Genomic DNA, 21,620 nt, shown 5'->3' with positions numbered 1-21,620 from the left:
GGTGTGGGGGGAGGGGTTTTGCGTGCCCTTGGACGCGCAACCGTGCGACAAGACGGGCGCTGCGACACCCTCTGGAGGACACGGCATGGCGGAGATGACCTACCGGACGGCGCTGGTGACAGGCGCCTCGAGCGGGCTTGGACGTGGACTGGCGCTGTGGCTGGCGAAGCACGGCCTGCGCGTGTTCGCGACGGGGCGACGGCTGTCCCAACTCCAGGCCCTGGCCGCGGAGGCCCAGGCCGCGGGCGCCACGGTGGAGCCCGTGGTCATGGACGTCACCCACGCGGAGGCCGCCCAGGAGCGCATCCGCGCCATCGACGCGGAGTGCGGCGGGCTGGACCTGGTCATCGCCAACGCGGGCGTGGGCGGTCCCACGCACGGCAAGCGCATGGACTGGGACAAGGCGCGCGCCATCATCGACACCAACGTCACCGGCGCCGCCGCCACGCTGTGCGCCGTGCTGCCGCAGATGGTGGAGCGTCGCCGGGGCCACGTGGTGGGCATCTCCAGCCTCGCGGGCCACCGGGGGCTGTCCGGCCACGCGGCCTATTCCGCGTCCAAGGCCTTCCTCGCCACCTTCCTGGAGAGCCTGCGCGTGGACCTGAAGGGCACCGGCGTGGGCGTCACGTGCGTCTTCCCGGGCTTCGTGAAGAGCGAGCTGACGGCGAAGAACCGCTTCCCCATGCCCTTCCTCATGGAGACCGAGGACGCGGTGGAGCTCATGGGCCGCGCCATCTTCGCGGGCGAGACGGAGGTGAGCTTCCCCTGGCAGGTGTCCGCCTCCATGCGCGTGCTCAAGGCGCTGCCCAACCCGCTGTTCGACGCCACCGCGCGCCGGCTGAAGTGAAGGAGCCCGCCGTGACGACGCCCGTGTCCTTCGCCGAGCGCTTCGCCCGGCTCGCCGACGCGCGCTCCCCCTTCTGCCTGGGGTTGGATCCGTCGCGCGACGTGCTCGCCCGCTGGAACCTGCCGGACACCGTGCAGGGCCTGTCCGACTTCTGTGAGCGGCTGGCCGACGCGGCCGGTGAGACGCTCGCGGTGGTGAAGCCGCAGAGCGCCTTCTTCGAGCGCCACGGCCCCGAAGGGCTCGTCGTGCTCCAGCGCGTGCTGAAGCGCTTCCGCGCCGCCGGCACCCTCACCCTGCTGGACGTGAAGCGCGGCGACATCGGCTCCACGATGGACGCCTACGCGGAGTCGCTCTTCGGCAAGGGAAGCGCCTACGACGTGGATGCCGCCACCTTCACCGCCTACCTGGGCCTGGGCGCGCTCGCGAAGACGGTGGAGCGCGCGAAGGCCCACGGCGCCTGCGCCTTCATCGTCGTGCGCTCGTCCAACCCGGAGGGCGTACCCGTGCAGAACGCCACCGGCGCCGACGGCCGCACCGTGGCCCAGGCCGTGGCGGATGGCCTGCGGGAGCTCAACGCGAAGGCCGGCCCCGGCGTGCTGCCCGCGGGCGCGGTGATGGGCGCCACGCTGCCGCCCGAGGACCGCGACGTGGTGGAGCGCCTGGGCGACGCGCTGCTGCTCACGCCGGGCATCGGTTCGCAGGGCGCGGGCTTCGCTGACTTGCCGAAGCTCTTCTACCGCCGCGAACGGCAGGTGCTGCCCACCGCGGCGCGCTCGGTGCTGGAAGCGGGGCCGGACACGGCCGCGCTGAAGCGGGCCCTGGAAGCACATCAGGCGCCCTCGCGCGTGTTCCGCGAAGGCGCCTGACGGGACTGCTGCCGGTGATGCGGCGCGCGGGTTACTGCGCGCCCATCATGAACTGGTCCACGCCGACCTGGTTCTTGTCGGGCACGGCCTCCTTCGGCTCGGTGCCCTTCTTGAAGAACATCAGCTCCGCGCCCTTGGCGCCCGGGTGGGACACCTTGCCCGTCTTCTTGTCGATGTAGAGCCGGGCCAGCTGCATGGACTGCCAGGGGTAGAACTCCGGCTGCGGCCGGCCCTCCAGCGCGCGCTTCATGTAGTTGAGCCAGATGGGGAGCGCCGCGCGACCGCCCGTCTCATAGCGGCCCAGCGGGTGCGGGTTCAGGTCGTAGCCCACCCACGCCACCGTCACGAGGTCCTTGGTGTACGCGGAGAACCACGCGTCGAAGGAGTCGTTGGTGGTGCCCGTCTTGCCCGCCGCCGGCTTGCCCAGCTTCTGCGCGGGGCCACCGGTGCCCTGGAGCACCACGCCACGCAGAAGGTGCGTGAGGATGAAGCCCGTCTCCGAGCTCATCACCTGCTCGCCCGGCTCGAAGAGGCGCGCGTAGCCGGCGGCCACGCGGTCCTGGAGCGGGGCCCACGCGTCGTCGAACGCGGTGTGGTCCTCCAGCGTGCGGCCGAAGCGGTCCTCCACCTTGCGGATGAAGTACGTGGGCTTCTTGCGGCCGTAGCGGTTGAAGGTCGCGTACGCGTTCGCCAGGTCCAGCGGGTACACGCACGACGAGCCCAGCGCGGCGGAGAAGTCCATGTTCATGGGCGTGGTGAGGCCCAGCTTCTTCGCCCAGTCGGACATGTTGTGCACGCCCACCGCGCCGAAGGTCTTCACCGCGGGGATGTTCATGGAGTTCACCAGTGCGGTGCGCAGGAGCACGTCACCCACGAACTCCTCGCTGTAGTTGGCCGGCTTCCACGACACCTTGTTGTCCGGGTCGTGCTCCACGATGGGCGAGTCCACGATGATGGTGGCCTCCGTCCAGTTCAACTGCTCCAGCGCCGCCGAGTACACGAACGGCTTGAAGGAGCTGCCCGGCTGGCGGCAAGCCTGGAACGCGCGGTTGAATTCGTTGTCGTCGAAGTCGTAGCCGCCCACCATCGCCGTCAGGTACTGGCGATGCGGATCAATGGAGACCAGCGCGCTCTGCGCCTCCGGCGTCTGCTCCAGCCGGAAGAGCTTCACGCCCTCCTCCGGGATGGCCTCCGCCAGCTTCTTGTCCCACTGCTCGCGGTCGTCCGTCAGCTCCTTCTTCGTCACGTGGCGCAGCACGATGACGTCGCCCACCGCCACGGCCTTCTTGACGGAGGTGATCATCATCGCCGGGTAGTAGCCCTCCGGGTTCACCTTGCGCGCCCAGCGCATGCCGAGCAGCGGCAGCCGGCCCGCGTGCGGTCCCACCTGCACGTCCGCGCCCCTGCCGTCGTCGTCGATGGTCGTCACGACGCCCACGTAGAGCCGGTTGTCGACGAGCTCTTCCTTGCCCATCGCCTTCCGGGCCTTCTCGATGAAGGCCTTGCGCTCCCCTTCGGTGGCCAGTTGCTGCACCGGCCCGCGCCAGCCCTGGCGCTTGTCCACGGACATCAGGCCGTCCAGCACGGAGTCCTGCGCCGCGCGCTGGCGCTCGCTGTCCATGGTGGTGAAGATCTTGAGGCCGTCCTTGAGGAGCACGGGGTTGCCGTAGCGGTCCACCACGTCCTTGCGCACCTGCTCCACGAAGTACGGGGCGAACTCGTGGAAGACGTCCTCCACCGGGTACACCTTCACGGGCTCGGCGTTGGCGGTGTCGTGCTCCTCCTTCGAAATCATGCCTTCGGTCAGCATGCGCCCCAGCACGTAGGTGCGGCGCTTCTTCGCGGACTCCGGGCGGAGGAAGGGCGAGTAGCGGCTGGGCGCCTGGGGCAGACCCGCGATGAGGGTCATCTCCCCCAGCGTCAGGTCGCGCACGTCCTTGCGGTAGTAGTTCTCCGCCGCGCTCTGCACGCCGTAGCTGTGGTGCCCGAGGAAGACGTTGTTCAGGTAGAGATAGAGGATCTCCTCCTTCGTCAGCGCCTGCTCCAGCCGGAAGGCGAGGATGGCCTCGCGAATCTTGCGCTTGGGCGTCTTCGCGGTGGCCTCCTTGTAGCCCTCCGCGGAGATGAGGACGGCCTTCGCGGTCTGCTGCGTGAGCGTGGAGCCGCCCTGCACGCCGCCGCCGCGCAGGCCCAGCTTCGTCAGCACCGTCTTGGTGACGGCGCGCGTGGTGCCCAGCACGTCGACACCGAAGTGGTCGAAGAAGCTGGAGTCCTCGCTGGCGATGAACGCCTGCACGAGCCGCTTGGGGATGCGCTCGTAGGGCACCACCTTGCGGCGCTCGTTGTAGAACTCGCCCGCGAGCACGGCGTCGTCGGTGTAGACCTCCGTGACGATGGGCGGCCAGTACTCGTCCACCTTCGGGATGGCAGGCAGCCCGTCGGAGAAGATGTAGTAGGCGCCTACGACGGCCAGCACCGCGGCGGTGGCCCCCATCAGGCCCAGCACGGTGGCAAGCTTCAGGAGGCGCACGAGGATGTTGCGCTTGGGCGGAACGCCGTCGAGCACCAGCTTGGAGCGGCTGCGGTCAGTCTTCGGATCGGCCATGCGTGTTCTGTCGAGTCCTGGGCTCAAGGCTTAGAGGAGCGCCGCCCGCTTCAGCACATCCGTCAGCTCTGGCGGGAGCGGCGCCTCCACAACGACCTTCCTGCCATCTTCGGGGTGCGGAAATTCGATGCGCTCGGCGTGCAGGAACATACGTTTGAGCCCCCACCGCGCCCGCACGTCGCGGTTGAGGGCGAAGTCGCCATACTTCTTGTCACCCACCACCGGGTGACCCACGGCGACCAGGTGCCTTCTTATCTGATGCGTGCGCCCGGTCTCGATGGTGCAGGAGAGGAGGGCTGCCTCGCTCGACTGCCGCACGACCTTCCACCGGGTGACGGCCGCCTGCATGTTCACTCCCCGACGGGACTTGGACTCCGCCGTCTGCTGGTGCTCGGCGAGCGGCAGGTCGATGACCCCCGAATCCTTGGGCATCTTCCCCTTCACCAGGGTCAGGTAGCGCTTCTTCGGGTGGCCATTGGTGAAGATTTCCGTGAAATGCACCATCGCCGGGCGGCGCTTGGCCACCAGGATGACCCCGGAGGTCTCCCGGTCCAGGCGGTGGGCGGGGGAGGCGGTGAAGTCGTTGCGGGTGGCCTTGGGGCCCAGGTAGTCCCGGACGTAGTCCACCAGGGTCCCCCCGGTGATGCCGCTGCCGGTATGGACGGCCATGCCGCTGGGCTTGTCCACGGCCATCATCCAGTCGTCCTCCAGGAGGATGACCAGCCGGCTGGGGTCCAGCGGCGGGGCAGGGGGGGGCGGACGGTCCGATTTCGGACGCTCCGCGAGGGTGAGCTGCTCTTCGGTGCCGCGGATGGTGAGCACGTCTCCTTCGGCGAGCAACTGCTCCGGCTGCGCGCGCTTGCCGTTCACCCGTACCTTCTTGGTACGGATCATCTTGAAGAGGTGACTGACCGGGACGTTGGGCATCCGCTTGCGCAGGTGCTTGTCCAGCCGCATCCCGACGGTGTCGGCTTCAATTCGGTACTCGATCATTTGTGCTGGCGCCTGGACCAGACCACACGAATAATTCGCGGTCCATGCCGAAAGCCCCAACTATCGAGAAGCTGCTCCAGAGCGGCTCCGCAGAGTGGAACAAGCTGCGCAAGTCGTCCCAGGTGGCCACCGACCATACCGGCGCCACGTTCACGCAGCTGTTCTCCGCCAACGCCGACCTGTCCGGGCTCGGACTGGTGGGCTCCGAGTGGGAGCGCTGTGACCTGTCGAAGATGAACTTCCGGGACGCGGACCTCTCCAACGCCTACTTCCACGGAGGCCGCCTGCAGGACTGCGACTTCCGCGGCGCCAACCTGGAAGGCTGTACCTTCGAAAAACTGAAGCTCCTGCGATGCGACTTCACCGGCGCCAAGGGTCTGGACGACCTGGAGCTGGACGACGTGGACATGGACCGGGTGACGGGCCTGGACGGCGAGGAAGCCCCTCCGCCCCCGCCCCCGCCGGTCCAGGGCATCACGGCCTTCACGCGCGAGCAGCGCGAGAAGATGCTGGGCCAGACGCACGGTGGCGGCAACGCGATGGAGGGCTCGAACCCGGCGCACCCGGACGACCTGCCCCCCTTCCGCCCGCAGGATCCGCCCGGCTCGCTCTTCTTCCGGGCGCTCAAGCACGTGGGCGCGCCCCCGCTCTGGGTGCTGGACGTGCCGGGCCTGCGTCCCCTGCTGCCCCAGCGGCTGCCTCCGGGAAGCTCGCTGGAGACGCTCTACCGCGAGGCGGTGAAGACGCGGCTGGAGAACAAGAAGCCCGCGGCCGACCCCGGCGCGGTGGAGCGCGCGCAGAAGGCGCTGCGCATGAGCGGCAAGGAGGCCAACGTCGCGGCGGTGTACCTGCGCGAGGTCGGCGTGCTGCCCCTGTTCCGCTTCGCGGCCGCCAAGCAGCTCAAGGGCGAGCTGCGCGCGGAGGTGGAGGTGGATGACATCACGGGCTCCATCGATCCGCGCACCACGGGCGCGCTCCTGGAGCTGCGCCTGACGCACGAGGTGGTGGAGCACGTGCACGAGGCCCGCCGTCGCATGGCGGCGGCCCAGCTCTACACGTCGCTGTTGGAGGCGGGCTTCAACCCGGAGAACAACTGGGACGAGGCGCTGGAGTCGAGCGAGGCGTCCATGGAGCTGGCGCAGGCGGCCACCGGCGACGACCGGCAGGCCCTGCTGGAGGGCTTCCAGGTGTTCGCGGCCCTGCCGGAGGAGGCGCGGCTGCGGCGGCTGGCGTACCTGGCGGAGTCGGTGTCGAACCTGGAGCTCCTGAGCCGGCTGCCCGAAGGCATGGAGCCCACGTGGCTCACCGGCCCGGAGACGCGCGAGTGCCACGAGCGCGAGATGACCTACGTGCAGTCGCTCAAGGCGCAGGAAATCCCGACCAAGGTGGCGGCGCTCGCCAAGGCGGAGCTGGGCGTGCCCGAGGGTGAAGTGCCCGAGGACAGCGATGGCGACCTGTTCGTGCACGTGCGGTGTGACGTGTGCGGCAAGGAGAAGCTCATCGTCCAGTCGCCGGACGCGTGAAGCCCTTCACCTCCGTGACGCGGAGGTGATGCGAGGAGGCCCGGTCGGAGCGCCCAAGGCGCTTCGTGCCGGGCCTTCTGCTTTTTGCGGTCGGGGCGCGTGGCGCGCGATGCGAGGCCGCACGCGGGATTCCCGTCATCCCCCCTCCCTGGGAGGCGGAGACGCTTTCGGGTGCGTGACTGCCTACCGTTGGGGTTCGCGGCGTGGCGTCGTGAGGGGCAGGCGGTTTCCCGGGGCGTGGGCGGAGGCGATGGGGCGAAGCGGAGGCGGAGCGCGACGCGGCGGAGGCCGGAGCCCCCGGGCAGTCCGGGGCGTGCTGCTGGCGCTCGGCCTGATGGGCTCCACCGCGCGAGGGGCGGAGCCCGTGCTGCCCGTGGAGGCGCTCGACCTCCTGGGCAATACCGGCTGCGAGGAGCGAACGACGCGGACCGCGGAGGCGCTCGGCCTCCTGGGCGACCCGGGCTGCGAGGAAGTGACGCGGCCCGCGGATGCCCCGCTGAAGGAGGACCCCGTCGCGCAGGCCACACCACCCGCCCGGCACCTGTGGCGCGCGCTGGCGGAGGTCACCGCCGTCAACCTGATGGTGTGGACCTTCGACAGGCTGGTGGGCAAGGAGTATGCCCGGGTGGACCTGCACACCTGGAAGGACAACCTGCGCACGGGCTTCATCTGGGACGGGGACGGGTTCCCCGAGAACCAGCTCGCGCACCCCTACCACGGCAGCCTCTACTTCACGGCCGCGCGGGACAACGGCTTCTCGTACGCGGGCTCACTGCCCTTCACGCTCCTGGGCAGCCTCCAGTGGGAGCTGTTCGCGGAGAACCTGTCGCCCTCCTTCAACGACCTCATCAACACCACCCTGGGCGGCGCGGCCATGGGTGAAGCGCTCTACCGGCTGTCCTCCCTGGTGCTCGACCCCGAGGCCACCGGGGGCAGGCGCTTCGTGCGCGAGCTGGGCGCGGGCGTGCTCAGCCCCGTGCGCGGCTTCAACCGCGTGCTGCGCGGCGACGTGTCCCGCAGGGAACCCAAGCCCCCGTCATGGACGCCAGGCACGCTCGCCAGTTGGGGGACGCTGGGGTACCTGAAGCTGGGCGACGGACAGGCCCTGGCCTGGGGCGAGGACCAGTTCTTCACCGAGTTCTCCCTGCGCTACGGGGACGCCTTCCGAGGCGAACACCATCGTCCGTTCGACGCCTTCGAAGCGCGGATCCAGTTCACCACCCAGCAGGGCACCCTGGTGAGCCACGCGCGGCTGCAGGGCCTGCTCGTGGCGAAGCCGCTGCTGCTCACCGAGCGCGACGAGCTGCGCCTGGCCGTGTTGCAGCAGATGAGCTACGTGGACACGTCGGCGTACGAGATGGGCGGCCAGTCCCTGGACGTGGGCCTGCTGTACCGGCACCAGCTCACCGCCCGCTCCGCGCTGAAGACGATGCTGCTGGTGGACGGCGCCCCCCTCACCGCCATCTCCTCCGAGCACACCGGCACCGAGGGCCGCCGCTACGACTACGGCGTCGGAGGCGGCTTCCAGGCCCGGGCCGTCTACGCGCGCGACACCTGGGACATCGTCACGCTGGAGGCGGGCGTCGCCCACACCCTGGTGCTGGACGGCTCCAATGGCTCGCACCAGGTGCGCACCGGCCAGCTCCAGGTGGACCTGCCCGTGTACCGGCGGCTGGGCCTGGGCGGGGAGGCGAACTTCTACCAGCGCCACAGCCGCTTCAGCGCCTTCCCGGACGTGAGGAAGGACACCTACCAGTTGCGCCTCTTCATCTCCGTCCACTGAAGCGGACGGGAGCGAGCGCCTTCAGCCCACCTGTTCGCGCTTCGCATCCACCGGCGCGGCGGGCAGCGAGTACGTCACGGGAGGAGGCAGCATCACCCGCACCTCATCTCCCGCGCGGATGAGGCCCGGACGCTCCACCCAGCCCACGAGCCCGCGCTTCTGCCACGCGGCCTTCACGAAGCGGCTGGCGAGCCCCTTCATGTCCGGGTGGTGCGCTTCGATGGCGCGCCCCGGGTGGATGCAGGGCTGGTTCTCCCCTTCCATCACCAGCGTGGCCTCTTCCGGGAAGAACAGCCGCGTGCCCGGCGGCAGGTGCGTCAACCGGGGCACTCCGACGAGCTCCAGGTTCGCGCCCAGCCAGGACGCGAGCACGTTGGGGATGCCCATCGTGCGCGCGACCTCCGCCAGCTCCTCGCGCGACACCACCGACACCTGTCGCGTGTTGCGGATGACCGTGCCCTTGGGGAACCACGGCGTGCGCACATCCGCCAGCCGCATGAGGCCCGCGTGGCGGTCCCCCACGAAGCCCTCGAAGGACACCTGCACCTCGGGCACCTCGCGGGTGACGAAGCGCTTCTTCTCGGGGTCCGTGCACAGCAGCACGTTGGCAAGATGGCCGGAGAGCGAGGGAGCAGGTGAGGTCATATCGGGCGACCGTTCTAACGCTTCGGCGCGGCAAAACAGAGCCCGCTCAGAACAAGGTCATCTGCTGCGGCTTGCCCAGCGGGCGGGCATCCGTGCCCACGTCCCGCAGCGCCTGGGCCAGCTCCGCCGCGAACCCGTGGCAGGTGATGACGTCCCGCGCCCCGGTGTCCTTCACGTAGCGCATCAACGACGGGAAGTCCGCGTGGTCCGACAGGGGGAAGGCCACGTCCGCGCCGTAGCGCCGCGCGCCCCCCGGATCCAGGGCCCAGCCGGTGAGCACCGCCGTCGCCCGGGGCCAGATGGGCGCAAGGCCCCCACCGCGCGCCAGGTGCGGCGGGAAGAAGAGCACCTCACCCGGCGCCACCTTGCCCTCGTAGCAACGCAGGTTCTCGATGGGGACGCCCAGCTGCGCGTACATCTGGGCCACCTCGAAGATGGACGGGTGCGCGACGAGCTGGAAGCCCCGGTCGGCCAGTTGCTTCATGGCTTCCTGGCTCTTGCCCAGGGGGTAGCCCAGCAGCACCGGCGTCACGTCCCGGTTCATCTGCGCGCGCAGCCACGTCTCCACCTGCCCCATCACCTCCGGGCGCGGCGGGAAGCGGTAGCGCGGGTGGCCGAAGGTGGACTCGATGACGAGCGTGTCGCACGTGGCCACCTCCGTGGCCTCCGCGGTGAGCGACGGCGCGGTGTTCAAGTCGCCGGTGTAGACGATGCGCCGGCCATCCGAGCGGGTGACGCGAAGCTGCGCGCTGCCCAGGATGTGGCCCGCGGGCAGCAGCTCCAGCGTCAGCGGCCCCAACTCGAAGGGGCGGCGGAATGGCACCGACAGGGGCGAGCGCACCGGGCCCAGCCGGTGGGCCATGAAGCGCAGCGTGGCCTCCGTCGCGATGGTGCTCTCATGCCGGGCGATGTGGTCCGAGTGCCCATGGCTGACGAAGGACAGGGGCGACTTGCGCTTCGCGTCCAGCGACAGCGGCGTGCCCGTCAGGTGCAGCCCGTTTCGTCTCAGCTCCACGCTCATGGGTCGGGCGCTGTCATAGCGCGCCTACGACGCCCGCGCTCTCCTCTGGGAGAGCCGACCCACGCCTCGGGTGCTCAGGAGGCGGGCGTGCGGCCCCGTGCCCGCCATCCTTCCCACACCCCCGGGCCCAATTCGGAGATGAGCACGCCCAGCAGGATGAGTGCTCCGCCGAACCACTCGCGCGGTCCCAGCACCTCGCGCCCCATCACGACGGAAGAGGCGGAGGCGAACACCGGCTCCAGCGCGAAGATGACCGCCGCGCGCACCGCCGTGGTGCGCGCCTGTCCCCAGGTCTGCACGCCAATGGCGACCGCGCTCGCGAGCACGCCGCACACCAGCACCGCCCCCATGAGCGCCGGGGTTGGCTCCAGCCGCCGCTCCACGAACGGCAGACACAGCGCGGACAGCAGCGCCACGCCCGACAACTGCACCGCCACCAGGCCCAGCACTCCGTCGCGCGAGGCGAAGCGCTCCGTGAGCAGGATGTGTCCGGCGTACGTCGCCGCGCACCCGATGGACAGCCAGTCCCCCAGGTACAGGCCCCAGAGGTGGCCCGGCCGCATCGGGCCTTCGGCCTGCATCGTCAGCGCGTACAGGCCCACCGCCGCCAGCACCACGCCCACGAGGGTGCTCCAGCGGGGAAGGCGCTTGAGCAGCACCACGGAGAACAGCGGGACGAAGAGGACGTTGAGCCCGGTGAGGAACGCCGCGCGCGACGGCGTGGTGTCCTTCAAGCCCACCGTCTGGAGCGCGAAGCTCAGGAACAGCAACACCGACAGCAGCGCGCCCTTCTTCAGCACGCCGGGCGCGAACATCCGCCGGCCGGCGAGCGCGACCATCACGGCCGCGCCCACCGTGAAGCGCAGGGTGATGAACGTGAAGGGGTCCGCGAACGCGAGCGCGTCCTTCACCACCACGAACGTCACTCCCCAGAACACGCAGAGGAGCACCAGCGCCCCGTCCGCCCGCCACCGCGCACCCTCCACGCCAGGAGTCGTCACCGGGTTCCTACGGGATGAAGAAGAACGCGACGCCGAGGATGGCGTAGACGCCCAGCAGCATCACGCCCTCCAGCCAGTTGGACTCGCCATCCAGCGCGATGAGCGCCGCGGCGCCCGTGCCGATGGCGATGCCCGCCACCTCCATGTGGCTGAACTCCAGCGTCAGGTGCTGGCCCAGCGGGATGGACACCAGCACCAGCACCGGCGCGACGAAGAGGGCGATCTGCTTGGAGGACTCGAAGGCGATGTTGAACGCCAGGTCCATCTTGTTCTTCAGCGCCATCAGGATGGCGGTGGAGTGCTCCGCCGCGTTGCCGATGATGGCGATGATGATGACGCCCACGAAGGTGTGCGTGAAGCCGAACGTGGCGATGGCCGGCTCGATGGCGTGCACCAGGAACTCCGCCACCACCACCACGCCCACGGTCGCCGCCAAGAGGACGATGCTGGCCTTCTTCGGGGTCCACGTGGGCATCTCCTCCGGCGTGCCGTGCTCCTCGCCCGCGTACAGGTGCGCGTGCGTCTTCAGGGAGAAGAGCAGCGACAGCGCGTAGACGATGAGCAGGATGACGGAGATGGCCACCGACATCGGGAAGAGCACGGGCTCCGCGGCCGGCCCGCGCACCGCATGGAACAGGTCCGGGATGGTCATGGCGGTGAGCGCCAGGAACATGATGGCGGAGCCGGACAGCGCCGCCGTCATGTTGAAGGTCTGCCGGGGGTACTTCAGGCCGCCCGCGAGGATGGCCGCGCCCAGCACCAGGAGCAGGTTGCCCAGGATGGCGCCGGTGATGGACGCCTTCACCACGTCCGCATGGCCGGAGCGCAGCGCCGCCAGCGCGATGATGAGCTCCGCGGCGTTGCCGAACGACGCGTTCATCAGGCCGCCCAGGCCGCTGCCCAGCTTGTGCGCGATGACCTCCGTGGCCTCGCCCATCAGGCGCGCCAGCGGGACGAGCGCGATGGCGCAGAGGACGAACGTCCACGTGCCCGGGAAGAAGAAGTGCGACGCGACGGCCAGCGGGAAGAACACCGCCAGCAGGCCCAGGAAGAGGTGGTCGACGTTGAAGCCCCCCTTGCCTTCGCCGTCCGGTGAAGCGGCGGGCGGCGTCGTGCCAGGAGACGAAGGGGTGACGGACGCAGGGGTGCTCACGAGGTGCCTCGCCAGCGAGAGATGCGGGGGGAACGGGACGGGGGTGCTTTTGGCCCAGGGTCCGGAGGAGCGCAACCCCCCGGCCCGCGCTCACGCTGAAAGCACACGCACCAGCACGACCAGGCGCTTGCTGCCGCCCGCCGCGTCCCACTGCTGGTTGGTCGAGGTGGTCAGCGCGGCCGGCGCGGGCTGGAAGTCCAGGCCCGAGAACGTCCGCAGCGACGCGGTGTTGTCCTCGTCGATGTCCGCGTGGACGCGGTCCGCCCCCTGGCGTCGGGCCTCCTCCACCAGACAGCGCACCAGGGCGGTGGCCACCCCCATGCGCCGCACCCGGGGCGCCACCACCAGCGAGCGCACCCAGAGGCCTCCCAGGGCCAGCCCCTCCTGGCGGTAGTCATCCACCCAGGCGAAGCCGAACAGGCGCCCCTGCGCGTCGAAGGCCCCCGCCGCCCCGCCCACGCGCCGCTCCGCCGGAAGACCCCAGCGGTCGCGCAGCTGGCGGCGCAGGAAGGCGCCGGACACCACCAGCCGCTCGGTGGCGAAGGCGAGCAGCGCGTCCAGGTCGTCCTGGCGCACCAGCCTTATCTCCACCGGCCCCACGAAGTGGCGGCGCAGGGGCTTCGTCCACCCGGAGAACAGGTCGCGCAGGTGCCGGAACACCGCGCGGGCCGCGGGCTGCGTCCACACGCCGGACAGGGCCCGCTGCGTCAGGAACAGCGCCGGCCGGGTGGGCCGGGGCAGCCGCAGCACCATCTTCCCGCGCTTGAGCGCGATGACCCGTCCCACCAGCTCCCCTCCCGGTGCGTGGGGCCCGCCCAGCAGCGGCTCCGTCACCCAGGGTTGGGTGGAGAGCACCACCTGGGCGGCCAGCCGGGGCCCATGCCGCACCAGCGCCACGTCCCCGCGCGCCAGCCGCTCCGGCCCGCAGCGCAAGAGGCGCACGGCGTCCCCACTGCGCAGGAGCGGATAGAGGCTCCGCCCCATGCCGCGCACCCACAGCCGGTGGCCAAAGGGCAGCGCCGCAAGCAGGTCCGCGAGCTCGGCCGTCGAGACGCCACCAGAGGGCATGGCGGACACTCTGTCATGAAGGCGCCGTGGCGACAGGTTCCGTGACACATGCTCCACCCCGGCTTCGTCCGGAACCAGCTATGACACGGCCCGACGCCAAGGCCAGGAGGGCCCATGCCGACGATGCCCGAGGGTGACTACGCGCCCGTGCCCCGCCAGGGGTGGTGGAACCGGAACTGGAAGTGGGCCGTGCCGGTGGGCTGCCTGAGCCTGATGGGCTCCTGCGTGTGCTTCGCCGCCATCGCCATCGGCTATGGCTACACGTCCTTCCGGGACATGGGCGCGTACACGGACGCGCTCGCCCAGGCGCAGGACGATCCGCACGTGCAGAAGGCGCTGGGCACCCCCTTCAAGCCGGGCTTCCCCAGCAACACCCAGGTGAGCACCACCAACGGCCGCACCCACGCGTCCTTCGTCGTCCCGCTGGACGGCCCCAAGGCGGACGGCACCCTGCATGCCGTGGCCGACAAGAACGGCGAGTCGTGGACCTTCCGCACCCTGTACGTGGAGCTCACGGACGGCAGCCGCGTGGACCTGCTGGACACGGAGGCACCCGACGACGCGCCGGACGCGCTGCCGGAGGACCTGGACCCCCATGAGCCAGAGGCCCCGGAAGGCGAAGTGGAGCCCCGGGCCCCCTCCGCCCCGCTCCCGCCGCCGGACAAGCAGCCCGGCCGCGACAGCGACATCGACCTGTAGAGCGCACGAAGGACCTGGAGAACGCACGAAGGGCGCGCTGACCGGGGATGCCCTCCCGGCCCGACGCGCCCTTCGCTTGCTTCACCGTCCGCTTCGGAAGCGGCGGCCTACTTCAGCTTCTGGATGCCTTCGCGCAGCGCGGGCAGGACCTTGAAGAGGTCGTCCACGAGGCCGTAGTCGGCCACCTGGAAGATGGGCGCCTCCGGATCCTTGTTGATGGCGACGATGGTCTTGGAGCTCTTCATGCCGGCGAGGTGCTGGATGGCGCCGCTGATGCCCGCGGCGATGTACAGCTTGGGCGCGACGACCTTGCCCGTCTGGCCGACCTGGTAGTCGTTGGGAACCCAGCCCGCGTCGCACACCGCGCGGGACGCGCCCACCGCGGCGCCCAGCAGGTCCGCCAGCGCTTCGACTTCCTTGAAGTCGCCCTTGGTGCCGCGACCGCCGGACACCACCACGCTCGCCTCGGTCAGCTCCGGACGCGCGCTCTTCACTTCGTTGAAGCTGATGAACTTCGTCTTGCTGGCCTCCAGCTTCGGCTGGAAGGTCTTCACCTCCGCGGAGACGTTCTGCCCCGTGATGGCGGCCGAGAACTCCGTGGCGCGGATGCTGATGACCTGCACCGGCGTGTTGAGCTTCACTTCGGCGAACACGTTGCCGGCCCACATGGGGCGCGAGAAGGTGATGTCCGCGCCACCGCCGTTGATGGCGGTGATGTCGGTGGCCATGGCGGCCTTCAGCCGGGCGGCGACGCGCGGCAAGAGGTCCTTGCCCTGCGCCGTGGAGGCCGCGCCGATGAAGGTGGCCTTCAGCTCCTGCGCGAGCGCGGCGATGGCGGGGGCGTAGACCTCCGCCAGGTAGTGCTCGAACTCCGGGGCGGCGGCCGTGTGGATGGCCTTGGCGCCCGTGCCGGTCAGCTCCCCGGCGACCTTCGAGGGGTCCTTGGACAACAGGACGAGGTGCAGCTCTCCGCCCGACTTCTCCGCGAGCTGCTTGCCCGCGGCGATGGCGTTGAGGGAAGCCTTGCGCAGGTTCCCGTCCGGCTGCTGTTCGGCGACGATGAGGACGATGGACATGTGTCTGTCTCCGGAATCTTCAGGGATGGATGGGATGCGCGGTCAGACGACCTTCGCCTCGTTGTGCAGCTTCTCCACCAGGGTCGCCACGTCCGGCACCTTGATGCCCGCCTTGCGCGCCGGGGGAGCCGACAGCTTCAGCACCTGGATCTTCGGCGCCACGTCCACGCCCAGCCCGGCCGGCGTCAGCTCCTCGATGGGCTTGCTCTTGGCCTTCATGATGCCCGGCAGGCTCGCGTAGCGCGGCTGGTTCAGGCGCAGGTCCGTGGTCACGATGGCCGGCAGCTGCACTTCCAGCGTGGCGAGCCCGTTGTCCACTTCACGCACCACCTGCACGCTCTTCTTGTCCGCGGACAGCACCACCGCGGGCGCCTTGCTCTTCTCCTCGGCGCTCTCCAGCGACTCCACCTTGGAGGCGAACGTGGCCTGGCCCCAGCCCAGGAACTCGGCCAGGTACTGGCCCACCTGGTTCTGGTCATCGTCGATGGACTGCTTGCCCAACAGGACGATGTCCGGCTTCTCCTTCTCCGCGACCTTCTGGAGCAGGCCCGCGATGCCCAGCTGATCCAGCGGGCCCGTGTGGTTCACCCACACGGCGCGGTTGGCGCCCATGGCCAGCGCGTGGCGCAGCTGCTCCTGCACCTCCTTGCCGCCGATGGAGACCACCACGACCTCGCCGGTGTGCTTGGCCGCGAGGCGCAGGCCCTCTTCCACGCCGATTTCGTCGAAGGGGTTGATCTTGTACTTCAGCCCCTCCTTCACGATGTCCGAGCCGTCCGGCTTCACCTTGATCTTCGACTCAGGGTCTTCCACGCGCTTGGCGGTGACGAGAATCTTCACGGCGGGCTTCTCCTCTGTGGGGAGTGCTTGAAAAGTGGGTCGGCTGCTTGAGGCACCGGGACGCGGCGTCAGGTTGACGCGCCGCGCATCAGGGCCGGAGTAATAGACATCCGTACAGCGCGGCGGCAACTTGAAAGCCCCACCGCGCGCAGTTTTGCTTTTCTACCTGAACAGTTCCTTGGCGATGACCAGCCGCTGCACCTGGCTCGTCCCCTCGTAGACCTGGATGAGCTTGGCGTCGCGCATCAGCTTCTCCACCGGGTAGTCCTTCATGTAGCCATAGCCGCCGTAGACCTGCACGGCGTCGGTGGCGACCTTCATGGCCATGTCGGCGGCGAAGCACTTGGCATAGCTGGACTGCAGGGTGTTGCGCTGTCCTTCATCCAGCACCCAGGCGCTCTCCCAGGTGAGCAGGCGCGCGGCGTGGGTGTTCATGCCCATGTCGGCCAGCATGAACTGCACGCCCTGGTGCTCGCGGATGGGCTTGCCGAACGTGTGTCGCTGGGCCGAGTACTCCAGCGAGTACTCCAGCGCCGCGCGCGCGATGCCCACGGAGAGGCTGGCGGTGAGCGGGCGGCTGTTGTCCAGCGTCGCCATCGCGACCTTGAAGCCCTCCCCTTCCTCACCGATGCGGTTGGCCACCGGGACGCGGACCTCGTCGAAGTTGACGGTGACCGTGTTGCTGGCCCGCTGGCCCATCTTGTTCTCGTGCTTGCCGGTGGACACGCCCTGGGGCCGGCCCTCCACGACGAAGCAGGTGATGCCCTTGTGCTTCTTGCCCTTGTCCAGCGTGGCGAACACGGTGAACTGATCCGCGTAGCCGCCGTTGGTGATGAAGCACTTGGTGCCGTTGAGGACGTACTCGTCACCCTCGCGGCGCGCGGTGGTGCTCATGGCCGCCACGTCGGAGCCCGCGCTGGGCTCCGTGAGGCAGAAGGAGCTGAACTTCAGCTTCTGCCCGAACTCCGACAGCAGCCGCTTCTTCTGGTCCTCCGTGCCGTGCAGGATGATGGGCAGGTTGGCCAGGTCGTTGGCGATGATGGACGTGGCCACGCCCGCGCAGCCCCACGCCAGCTCCTCGCAGACGATGACCTGCTCCAGGTGCGACAGGCCGCCACCGCCATATTCGGACGGGATGGCCATGTTGAGCAGGCCCAGTTCGAAGGCCGTGGACAACAGGTCGCGGGGAAATTCGGAGGTCTCGTCGTAGTGGGCGGCCTTGGGGCGCACCACTTCGCGGGCGTACTTGCGAGCGGCATCCTGCAACGCGCGCTGGGACTCGGTGAGCTGGAATTCCATGGGGCGGATCCTATGGGTTGATTCAAATATCAACGCGTCTTCCTGCCATACCGCTCCCGTCGCCGGACCGCCAGTCCCGAGGCGTGAATAAAGCGACAGGCTCCACGTCCCCTGGGGGTCCTCAAGGATGCCCGGCGGCCCCCGTCCGTCCCGCTGTCCGTTTGTGCAGCAGGGGACCTTTCAACTAAAAGGACCTATCCCTGGAGGGGGGTAATCCCACATGCACAAATCATTGAAATTCGCTGGCACGCTGATGCTGGCCCTCGGTCTGACGGCCTGTCCGGGTAACGAAGACCCTGACGAGCCCCTGGAGCCGGTGCTGCGCATTTCGCCGAGCCCGGCCGCCATCAGCGACGACGGACAGACGAGCACCCTGTCCATCACCGCGACCGACAAGGATGGCAACCCCGGCACGGGATCGTTCTACCTGGACGCGGCGGCGGGCCTGGTCGACACCGAGAGCGCCACGGGCGGCTCCAAGGCCCAGACGTTCACCCTGGTGGACGGCAAGGCGAGCACGACGTTCCGCTGTGAGAAGGCGCTCGACGTGGGCTGCACCGGCGACGTGACCATCACCGGCACCTGGGCTGGCATCAACAAGACCACCCGCGTCACCGTCAGGCCCGCGAGCACGCAGACGGATGCCGGCACGGACGGCGGCACCAAGGTGGACGCGGGCACGGACGCGGGCACCAAGCCGGACGGCGGCACGACGGACGCGGGCACGGACGGCGGCATCGTCGTGAGCGACCCCGCGGAGGTCACATTCGTGAGTTCCACCAAGGACAAGCTGAACATCCTGTCGTCCAACGTCGACACGTCGACCCTGGTCACCTTCAAGGTGCTGAACCTCAACCGCGTCGGCGTGGCCAACGTGGCGGTGGACTTCACGGTGACGGGCGCGGCCGGCACCACCCTGGAGCCGATCTCCGGCACCACCGACAGCACGGGGCAGGTCAGCACCACGCTCCAGTCTGGCAACGAAGTGGGTTTCGCCTCCGTTCAGGCGACCGTGACCGTGAAGGGCACGAAGCTGTCGGGCAAAGCCAAGGACATCTCCATCATCGGTCTGCGGGCCTCGGATGAACACCTGGCGGTGCAGTGCACCCAGATCAACCTGGCCGCCAACGCCTCGGAGACGCCGCCCCGCACGGACCTGAACACCGCGTGCAGCGTGCAGCTGACCGACCGGTTCAACAAGCCGGTGACCGTCAACCCTCAGGCGAGCTTCTTCGCGGAGGTGGGCACCGTGGACAAGTCGACACCTCCCACGAGCCAGGCGCCGGGCCTGGTCACCACGAAGTTCTACACGGCGGGCCGCTGGCCGCCGCAGCAGGTGAGCCCGCTGGAAGGCGAGCCGGATCACGGCGGCAACAACCCGCGTGACATGCTGGTCACCATCATCGCCGTCACGCCGGGTGAGGAAGCCTTCTACGACGGCTCCGGTGCTTCCAATGGCGTCAAGAACGGCAAGTGGGATCCGGGCGAGTGGTTCGTGGACCTGCCCGAGCCCTTCGTGGACAGCAATGACAATGGCCAGTGGGACTCGGGCGAGAGCTTCATCGATACCGAGCGGCTGGACTGCACCACGGGCCAGCGCGCCGAGCCGAACAAGGTCTGGGATGGCCCCAACGGATGCTGGGATGGTGACACGCAGCTGTGGCGTGCCACCCACGTCGTGTACTCGGGTTTCTCGTCGGTGGTGGGCACGCCCATCGTCACGTTCTTTCCGGACCCCGGCGCGGCAGGCTTCGACATCCCCAAGCAGGGGGAGCAGACCTTCTCCGTGCGCGTGTCGGACCCCTTCGGCAACCAGCTGTCGCCGGACACGGCCACCATCACCGCGGGTGTCACCACCAGCAAGGGCACCGTCACCGTCACCGAGCGGGACTCCTCGTTGAACGCGCGGACCTACGGCATGACCATCACGCATGAGCGCCGCGAGGTGGAGCCCGCCGCCGGACAGCCGGGCTACAAGGACGTGGGGCCGTGCGACATCAACAAGCCCGTCAGCGAGGCGGTGGCCTCCAAGGCCCGCTGCCAGTGGCGCTACACCATCAACGGGTTCCGGGACGGCAACGACGCCACCCTGCGCCTCAACGGCGCCACCGGCACCACGCCCGCGTCCGTGGGCAAGGTGAACGTGGTGTTCAGCAACACCCGCAACTCGCCGCTCACCGTCAGCCGTCCCCTGACCGTTCAGTAATCGTCGGGACAGCCCCCGGCAGGAAGCAGGACGGCCGCCGTGCTCCCGAAAGAAGGGAGTCCGGCGGCCGTCGTGCGTCATGCGAAGCAGCAGCGGACTACTTGCCCTGCTTGGGGACCTTCTCCCAGTCCGCGAGGAACTTCTTGATGCCGCTGTCGGTGAGCGGGTGGTTCGCCAGCTGGGTGATGACGCTGTAGGGCAGCGTGGCGACGTCCGCGCCCAGGCGCGCGGCCTGGAGCACGTGCACGGGGTTGCGCACGCTGGCCACCAGCACCTGCGTGGTGAAGTCGTAGTTCTGGTAGATCTCCAGGATGTGGGCGATGAGCTCCATGCCGTCCTGGGAGATGTCGTCCAGCCGGCCCACGAAGGGCGACACGTACGTGGCCCCCGCCTTGGCGCACAGCAGGGCCTGGTTGGCGGAGAAGCACAGCGTGACGTTGGTGCGGATGCCTTCGGCGGTCAGCGCCTTGACAGCCTTCATGCCCTCCACGCCCATGGGAATCTTCACCACGACGTTGTCGTGGATCTTCGCCAGGGTCTGCCCCTCCTTGATGAGCTCCGGGGCCTCCAGCGAGACGCACTCGGCGCTGATGGGGCCGTCCACGATGGAGCAGATTTCGCGGATGGTCTCCTCCAGCCCGCGGCCGACCTTGGCCAGCAACGACGGGTTGGTGGTGACGCCGTCCACGCAGCCCATCGCGTGGGCCTTGCGGATTTCCTCGACGTCCGCGCTGTCGATGAAGAACTTCATTCCGTCCCCTCGATCCTGAAGTGGTGCAGCAGGTGGTGCGGCAGAGCCTCTTGCGGCCGCGGGCGGCCGGGCGAGCAGGCCGTAGCCGATGCCCCCCCATGCGTCAAGGATGGCCACCCGGGCGAAGGCTGGAGTAGAGGTAGCCGCCAAAGCCCATGGCCCGCGCTCCCCGCTCCACCGCCAAGAAGCCCCGCCTGCGCGCCCTGCCCGGCCGCGCGTCCGCTGTCTCCGCCGCCGCGCCCGCCCCCGCGCGCACCCGCGCCCGGGACGCTGACGCGGAGGCCACACTCGCGTACGCGCGCGGCGTGTTGGAGGCGGAGGCGCGCGCCATCCTCGGCGTCACCGGACGGCTGGGCGATGCGTTCCTGCACGCGCTGCACCTGGTGCGCGAGTGCACGGGACAGGTGGTGGTGACGGGCATGGGGAAGGCGGGCCACATCGGCCAGAAGCTGTCCTCCACGCTCGCGTCCACCGGCGTGCGCTCCGTGTTCCTGCACCCCGCGGAGGCCGTGCACGGCGACCTGGGCCGCGTGGGCCCAGGCGACGTCATCCTCGCCCTGTCCAACAGCGGCAGCACGGAGGAGCTGCTGCGGCTGTTGCCGCTGTTCAAGCGCATGGGCACGCCCATCGTCGCGCTCACCGGGGACGCGGAGAGCGCGCTCGCGAAGGGCGCGGACGTGGTGCTGGACATCGGCCGCATCGAAGAGGCGTGTCCCATGGGGCTCGTGCCCACGGCCTCCACCGCCGCGCTGCACGCGGTGGGTGACGCGCTGGCGATGACGCTGCTCCGCTCGCGGCCCTTCGGACGGGACGACTACGCGCTCCTGCACCCGGGCGGGAAGCTGGGGCGCTCCGTGCTGCGCGTCTTCGAACTGATGCGCACCGGCCGCGCCAACCCGCTGGTGCTGGACACCGCGCGGCTGTCCCAGGCGGTGGTGGTGATGACCAACACGCCGGGCCGGCCGGGCGCCGCGTGCGTGGTGGACAAGGACGGGATGCTGGAGGGCATCTTCACCGACGGGGATCTGCGCCGGTTGGTGGAGAAGGGGCACCAGGACTTCGAGGTGCCCGTGCGCCAGGTGATGGGCAAGCGCCCGCGCTGCATCACCCCGGACACGCTGGTGCTCACCGCCGCCGCGCAGATGCGCGAGCTGAAGGTGGACCAGCTGCCCGTGGTGGACGTCGAGGGCCGCGCGGTGGGCCTGCTCGACGTCCAGGACCTGCTGGCCGCGAAGTTCGTCTAG

The 21,620-nt window shown here is 69.5% G+C and carries 18 protein-coding genes; 7 read left to right on the top strand and 11 right to left on the bottom strand.

The window, feature by feature from the left end; all coding sequences use genetic code 11:
* Positions 1-85 precede the first annotated feature (85 nt).
* Both OV208_RS37700 and pyrF read left to right on the top strand, forming a co-directional pair.
* Positions 86-847: an SDR family NAD(P)-dependent oxidoreductase gene (locus OV208_RS37700; RefSeq protein WP_267578793.1), complete on the top strand. Its 762-nt coding sequence runs from the start codon at positions 86-88 to the stop codon at positions 845-847.
* An 11-nt stretch (positions 848-858) separates the two neighbouring features.
* Positions 859-1,713 (top strand): orotidine-5'-phosphate decarboxylase, encoded by an 855-nt coding sequence (gene pyrF / locus OV208_RS37695; RefSeq protein ID WP_267578792.1) that lies wholly within the window; start codon positions 859-861, stop codon positions 1,711-1,713.
* 31 nt (positions 1,714-1,744) lie between these two features.
* Here pyrF and OV208_RS37690 read toward each other — a convergent pair whose 3' ends face one another.
* Together OV208_RS37690 and OV208_RS37685 are read right to left on the bottom strand one after the other, a co-directional pair.
* Complete coding sequence (locus tag OV208_RS37690; protein ID WP_267578791.1) at positions 1,745-4,318, bottom strand: penicillin-binding protein 1A; 2,574 nt, start codon at positions 4,316-4,318, stop codon at positions 1,745-1,747.
* A gap of 30 nt (positions 4,319-4,348) precedes the next feature.
* On the bottom strand, positions 4,349-5,311 hold the full coding sequence (locus OV208_RS37685; protein WP_267578790.1) for an RluA family pseudouridine synthase: 963 nt from the start codon (positions 5,309-5,311) through the stop codon (positions 4,349-4,351).
* Between the two features lie 44 nt (positions 5,312-5,355).
* Here OV208_RS37685 and OV208_RS37680 point away from each other — a divergent pair, with 44 nt between their 5' ends.
* Both OV208_RS37680 and OV208_RS37675 read left to right on the top strand, forming a co-directional pair.
* Positions 5,356-6,834, top strand: coding sequence for a pentapeptide repeat-containing protein (locus tag OV208_RS37680; protein ID WP_267578789.1), 1,479 nt, complete (start codon positions 5,356-5,358; stop codon positions 6,832-6,834).
* Between the two features lie 313 nt (positions 6,835-7,147).
* Positions 7,148-8,617 (top strand): DUF3943 domain-containing protein, encoded by a 1,470-nt coding sequence (locus tag OV208_RS37675; RefSeq protein WP_267578788.1) that lies wholly within the window; start codon positions 7,148-7,150, stop codon positions 8,615-8,617.
* A 21-nt stretch (positions 8,618-8,638) separates the two neighbouring features.
* On the opposite strand, the gene OV208_RS37670 is transcribed toward OV208_RS37675, so the two are convergent.
* From OV208_RS37670 to OV208_RS37650, 5 genes are all read right to left on the bottom strand, one after another.
* Positions 8,639-9,262, bottom strand: a complete 624-nt coding sequence (locus tag OV208_RS37670; RefSeq protein ID WP_267578787.1) for an MOSC domain-containing protein — start codon at positions 9,260-9,262, stop codon at positions 8,639-8,641.
* Positions 9,263-9,308: 46 nt separating this feature from the next.
* Positions 9,309-10,283 carry an MBL fold metallo-hydrolase gene (locus OV208_RS37665; RefSeq protein ID WP_267578786.1) on the bottom strand — a complete coding sequence of 325 codons (975 nt, stop codon included), beginning with the start codon at positions 10,281-10,283 and terminating at the stop codon, positions 9,309-9,311.
* A gap of 74 nt (positions 10,284-10,357) precedes the next feature.
* Positions 10,358-11,284 carry a DMT family transporter gene (locus tag OV208_RS37660; protein WP_267578785.1) on the bottom strand — a complete coding sequence of 309 codons (927 nt, stop codon included), beginning with the start codon at positions 11,282-11,284 and terminating at the stop codon, positions 10,358-10,360.
* Positions 11,285-11,291: 7 nt separating this feature from the next.
* Complete coding sequence (gene cax / locus OV208_RS37655; protein WP_267578784.1) at positions 11,292-12,437, bottom strand: calcium/proton exchanger; 1,146 nt, start codon at positions 12,435-12,437, stop codon at positions 11,292-11,294.
* Between the two features lie 90 nt (positions 12,438-12,527).
* The gene (locus tag OV208_RS37650; RefSeq protein ID WP_267578783.1) at positions 12,528-13,505 is read right to left on the bottom strand and encodes a GNAT family N-acetyltransferase; all 978 of its coding nucleotides are present in this window, start codon (positions 13,503-13,505) and stop codon (positions 12,528-12,530) included.
* A 114-nt stretch (positions 13,506-13,619) separates the two neighbouring features.
* On the opposite strand from OV208_RS37650, the gene OV208_RS37645 reads away from it, so the two are divergent.
* Positions 13,620-14,204 carry a cytochrome c oxidase assembly factor Coa1 family protein gene (locus OV208_RS37645; protein WP_267578782.1) on the top strand — a complete coding sequence of 195 codons (585 nt, stop codon included), beginning with the start codon at positions 13,620-13,622 and terminating at the stop codon, positions 14,202-14,204.
* 107 nt (positions 14,205-14,311) lie between these two features.
* On the opposite strand, the gene OV208_RS37640 is transcribed toward OV208_RS37645, so the two are convergent.
* The 3 genes from OV208_RS37640 to OV208_RS37630 all read right to left on the bottom strand — a co-directional run bounded on the left by OV208_RS37640 (position 14,312) and on the right by OV208_RS37630 (position 17,419).
* Positions 14,312-15,280, bottom strand: a complete 969-nt coding sequence (locus OV208_RS37640) for an electron transfer flavoprotein subunit alpha/FixB family protein (RefSeq protein WP_267578781.1) — start codon at positions 15,278-15,280, stop codon at positions 14,312-14,314.
* Positions 15,281-15,322: 42 nt separating this feature from the next.
* On the bottom strand, positions 15,323-16,120 hold the full coding sequence (locus OV208_RS37635) for an electron transfer flavoprotein subunit beta/FixA family protein (RefSeq protein WP_267578780.1): 798 nt from the start codon (positions 16,118-16,120) through the stop codon (positions 15,323-15,325).
* A gap of 162 nt (positions 16,121-16,282) precedes the next feature.
* A complete protein-coding gene (locus OV208_RS37630; protein ID WP_267578779.1) occupies positions 16,283-17,419 on the bottom strand; it encodes an acyl-CoA dehydrogenase family protein in 1,137 nt (378 codons plus the stop codon).
* 220 nt (positions 17,420-17,639) lie between these two features.
* On the opposite strand from OV208_RS37630, the gene OV208_RS37625 reads away from it, so the two are divergent.
* Positions 17,640-19,625 (top strand): hypothetical protein, encoded by a 1,986-nt coding sequence (locus OV208_RS37625; RefSeq protein ID WP_267578778.1) that lies wholly within the window; start codon positions 17,640-17,642, stop codon positions 19,623-19,625.
* 97 nt (positions 19,626-19,722) lie between these two features.
* On the opposite strand, the gene fsa is transcribed toward OV208_RS37625, so the two are convergent.
* Positions 19,723-20,376 carry a fructose-6-phosphate aldolase gene (gene fsa, locus OV208_RS37620; protein WP_120585676.1) on the bottom strand — a complete coding sequence of 218 codons (654 nt, stop codon included), beginning with the start codon at positions 20,374-20,376 and terminating at the stop codon, positions 19,723-19,725.
* Positions 20,377-20,531: 155 nt separating this feature from the next.
* Here fsa and OV208_RS37615 point away from each other — a divergent pair, with 155 nt between their 5' ends.
* Positions 20,532-21,620 carry a KpsF/GutQ family sugar-phosphate isomerase gene (locus tag OV208_RS37615; RefSeq protein ID WP_267578777.1) on the top strand — a complete coding sequence of 363 codons (1,089 nt, stop codon included), beginning with the start codon at positions 20,532-20,534 and terminating at the stop codon, positions 21,618-21,620.

Source organism: Corallococcus sp. bb12-1, assembly GCF_026626765.1.
Taxonomy (GTDB): domain Bacteria; phylum Myxococcota; class Myxococcia; order Myxococcales; family Myxococcaceae; genus Corallococcus; species Corallococcus terminator.
Note: the sequence above shows the minus strand (reverse complement) of the source record. Positions and strands in the feature narration are given on the sequence as shown.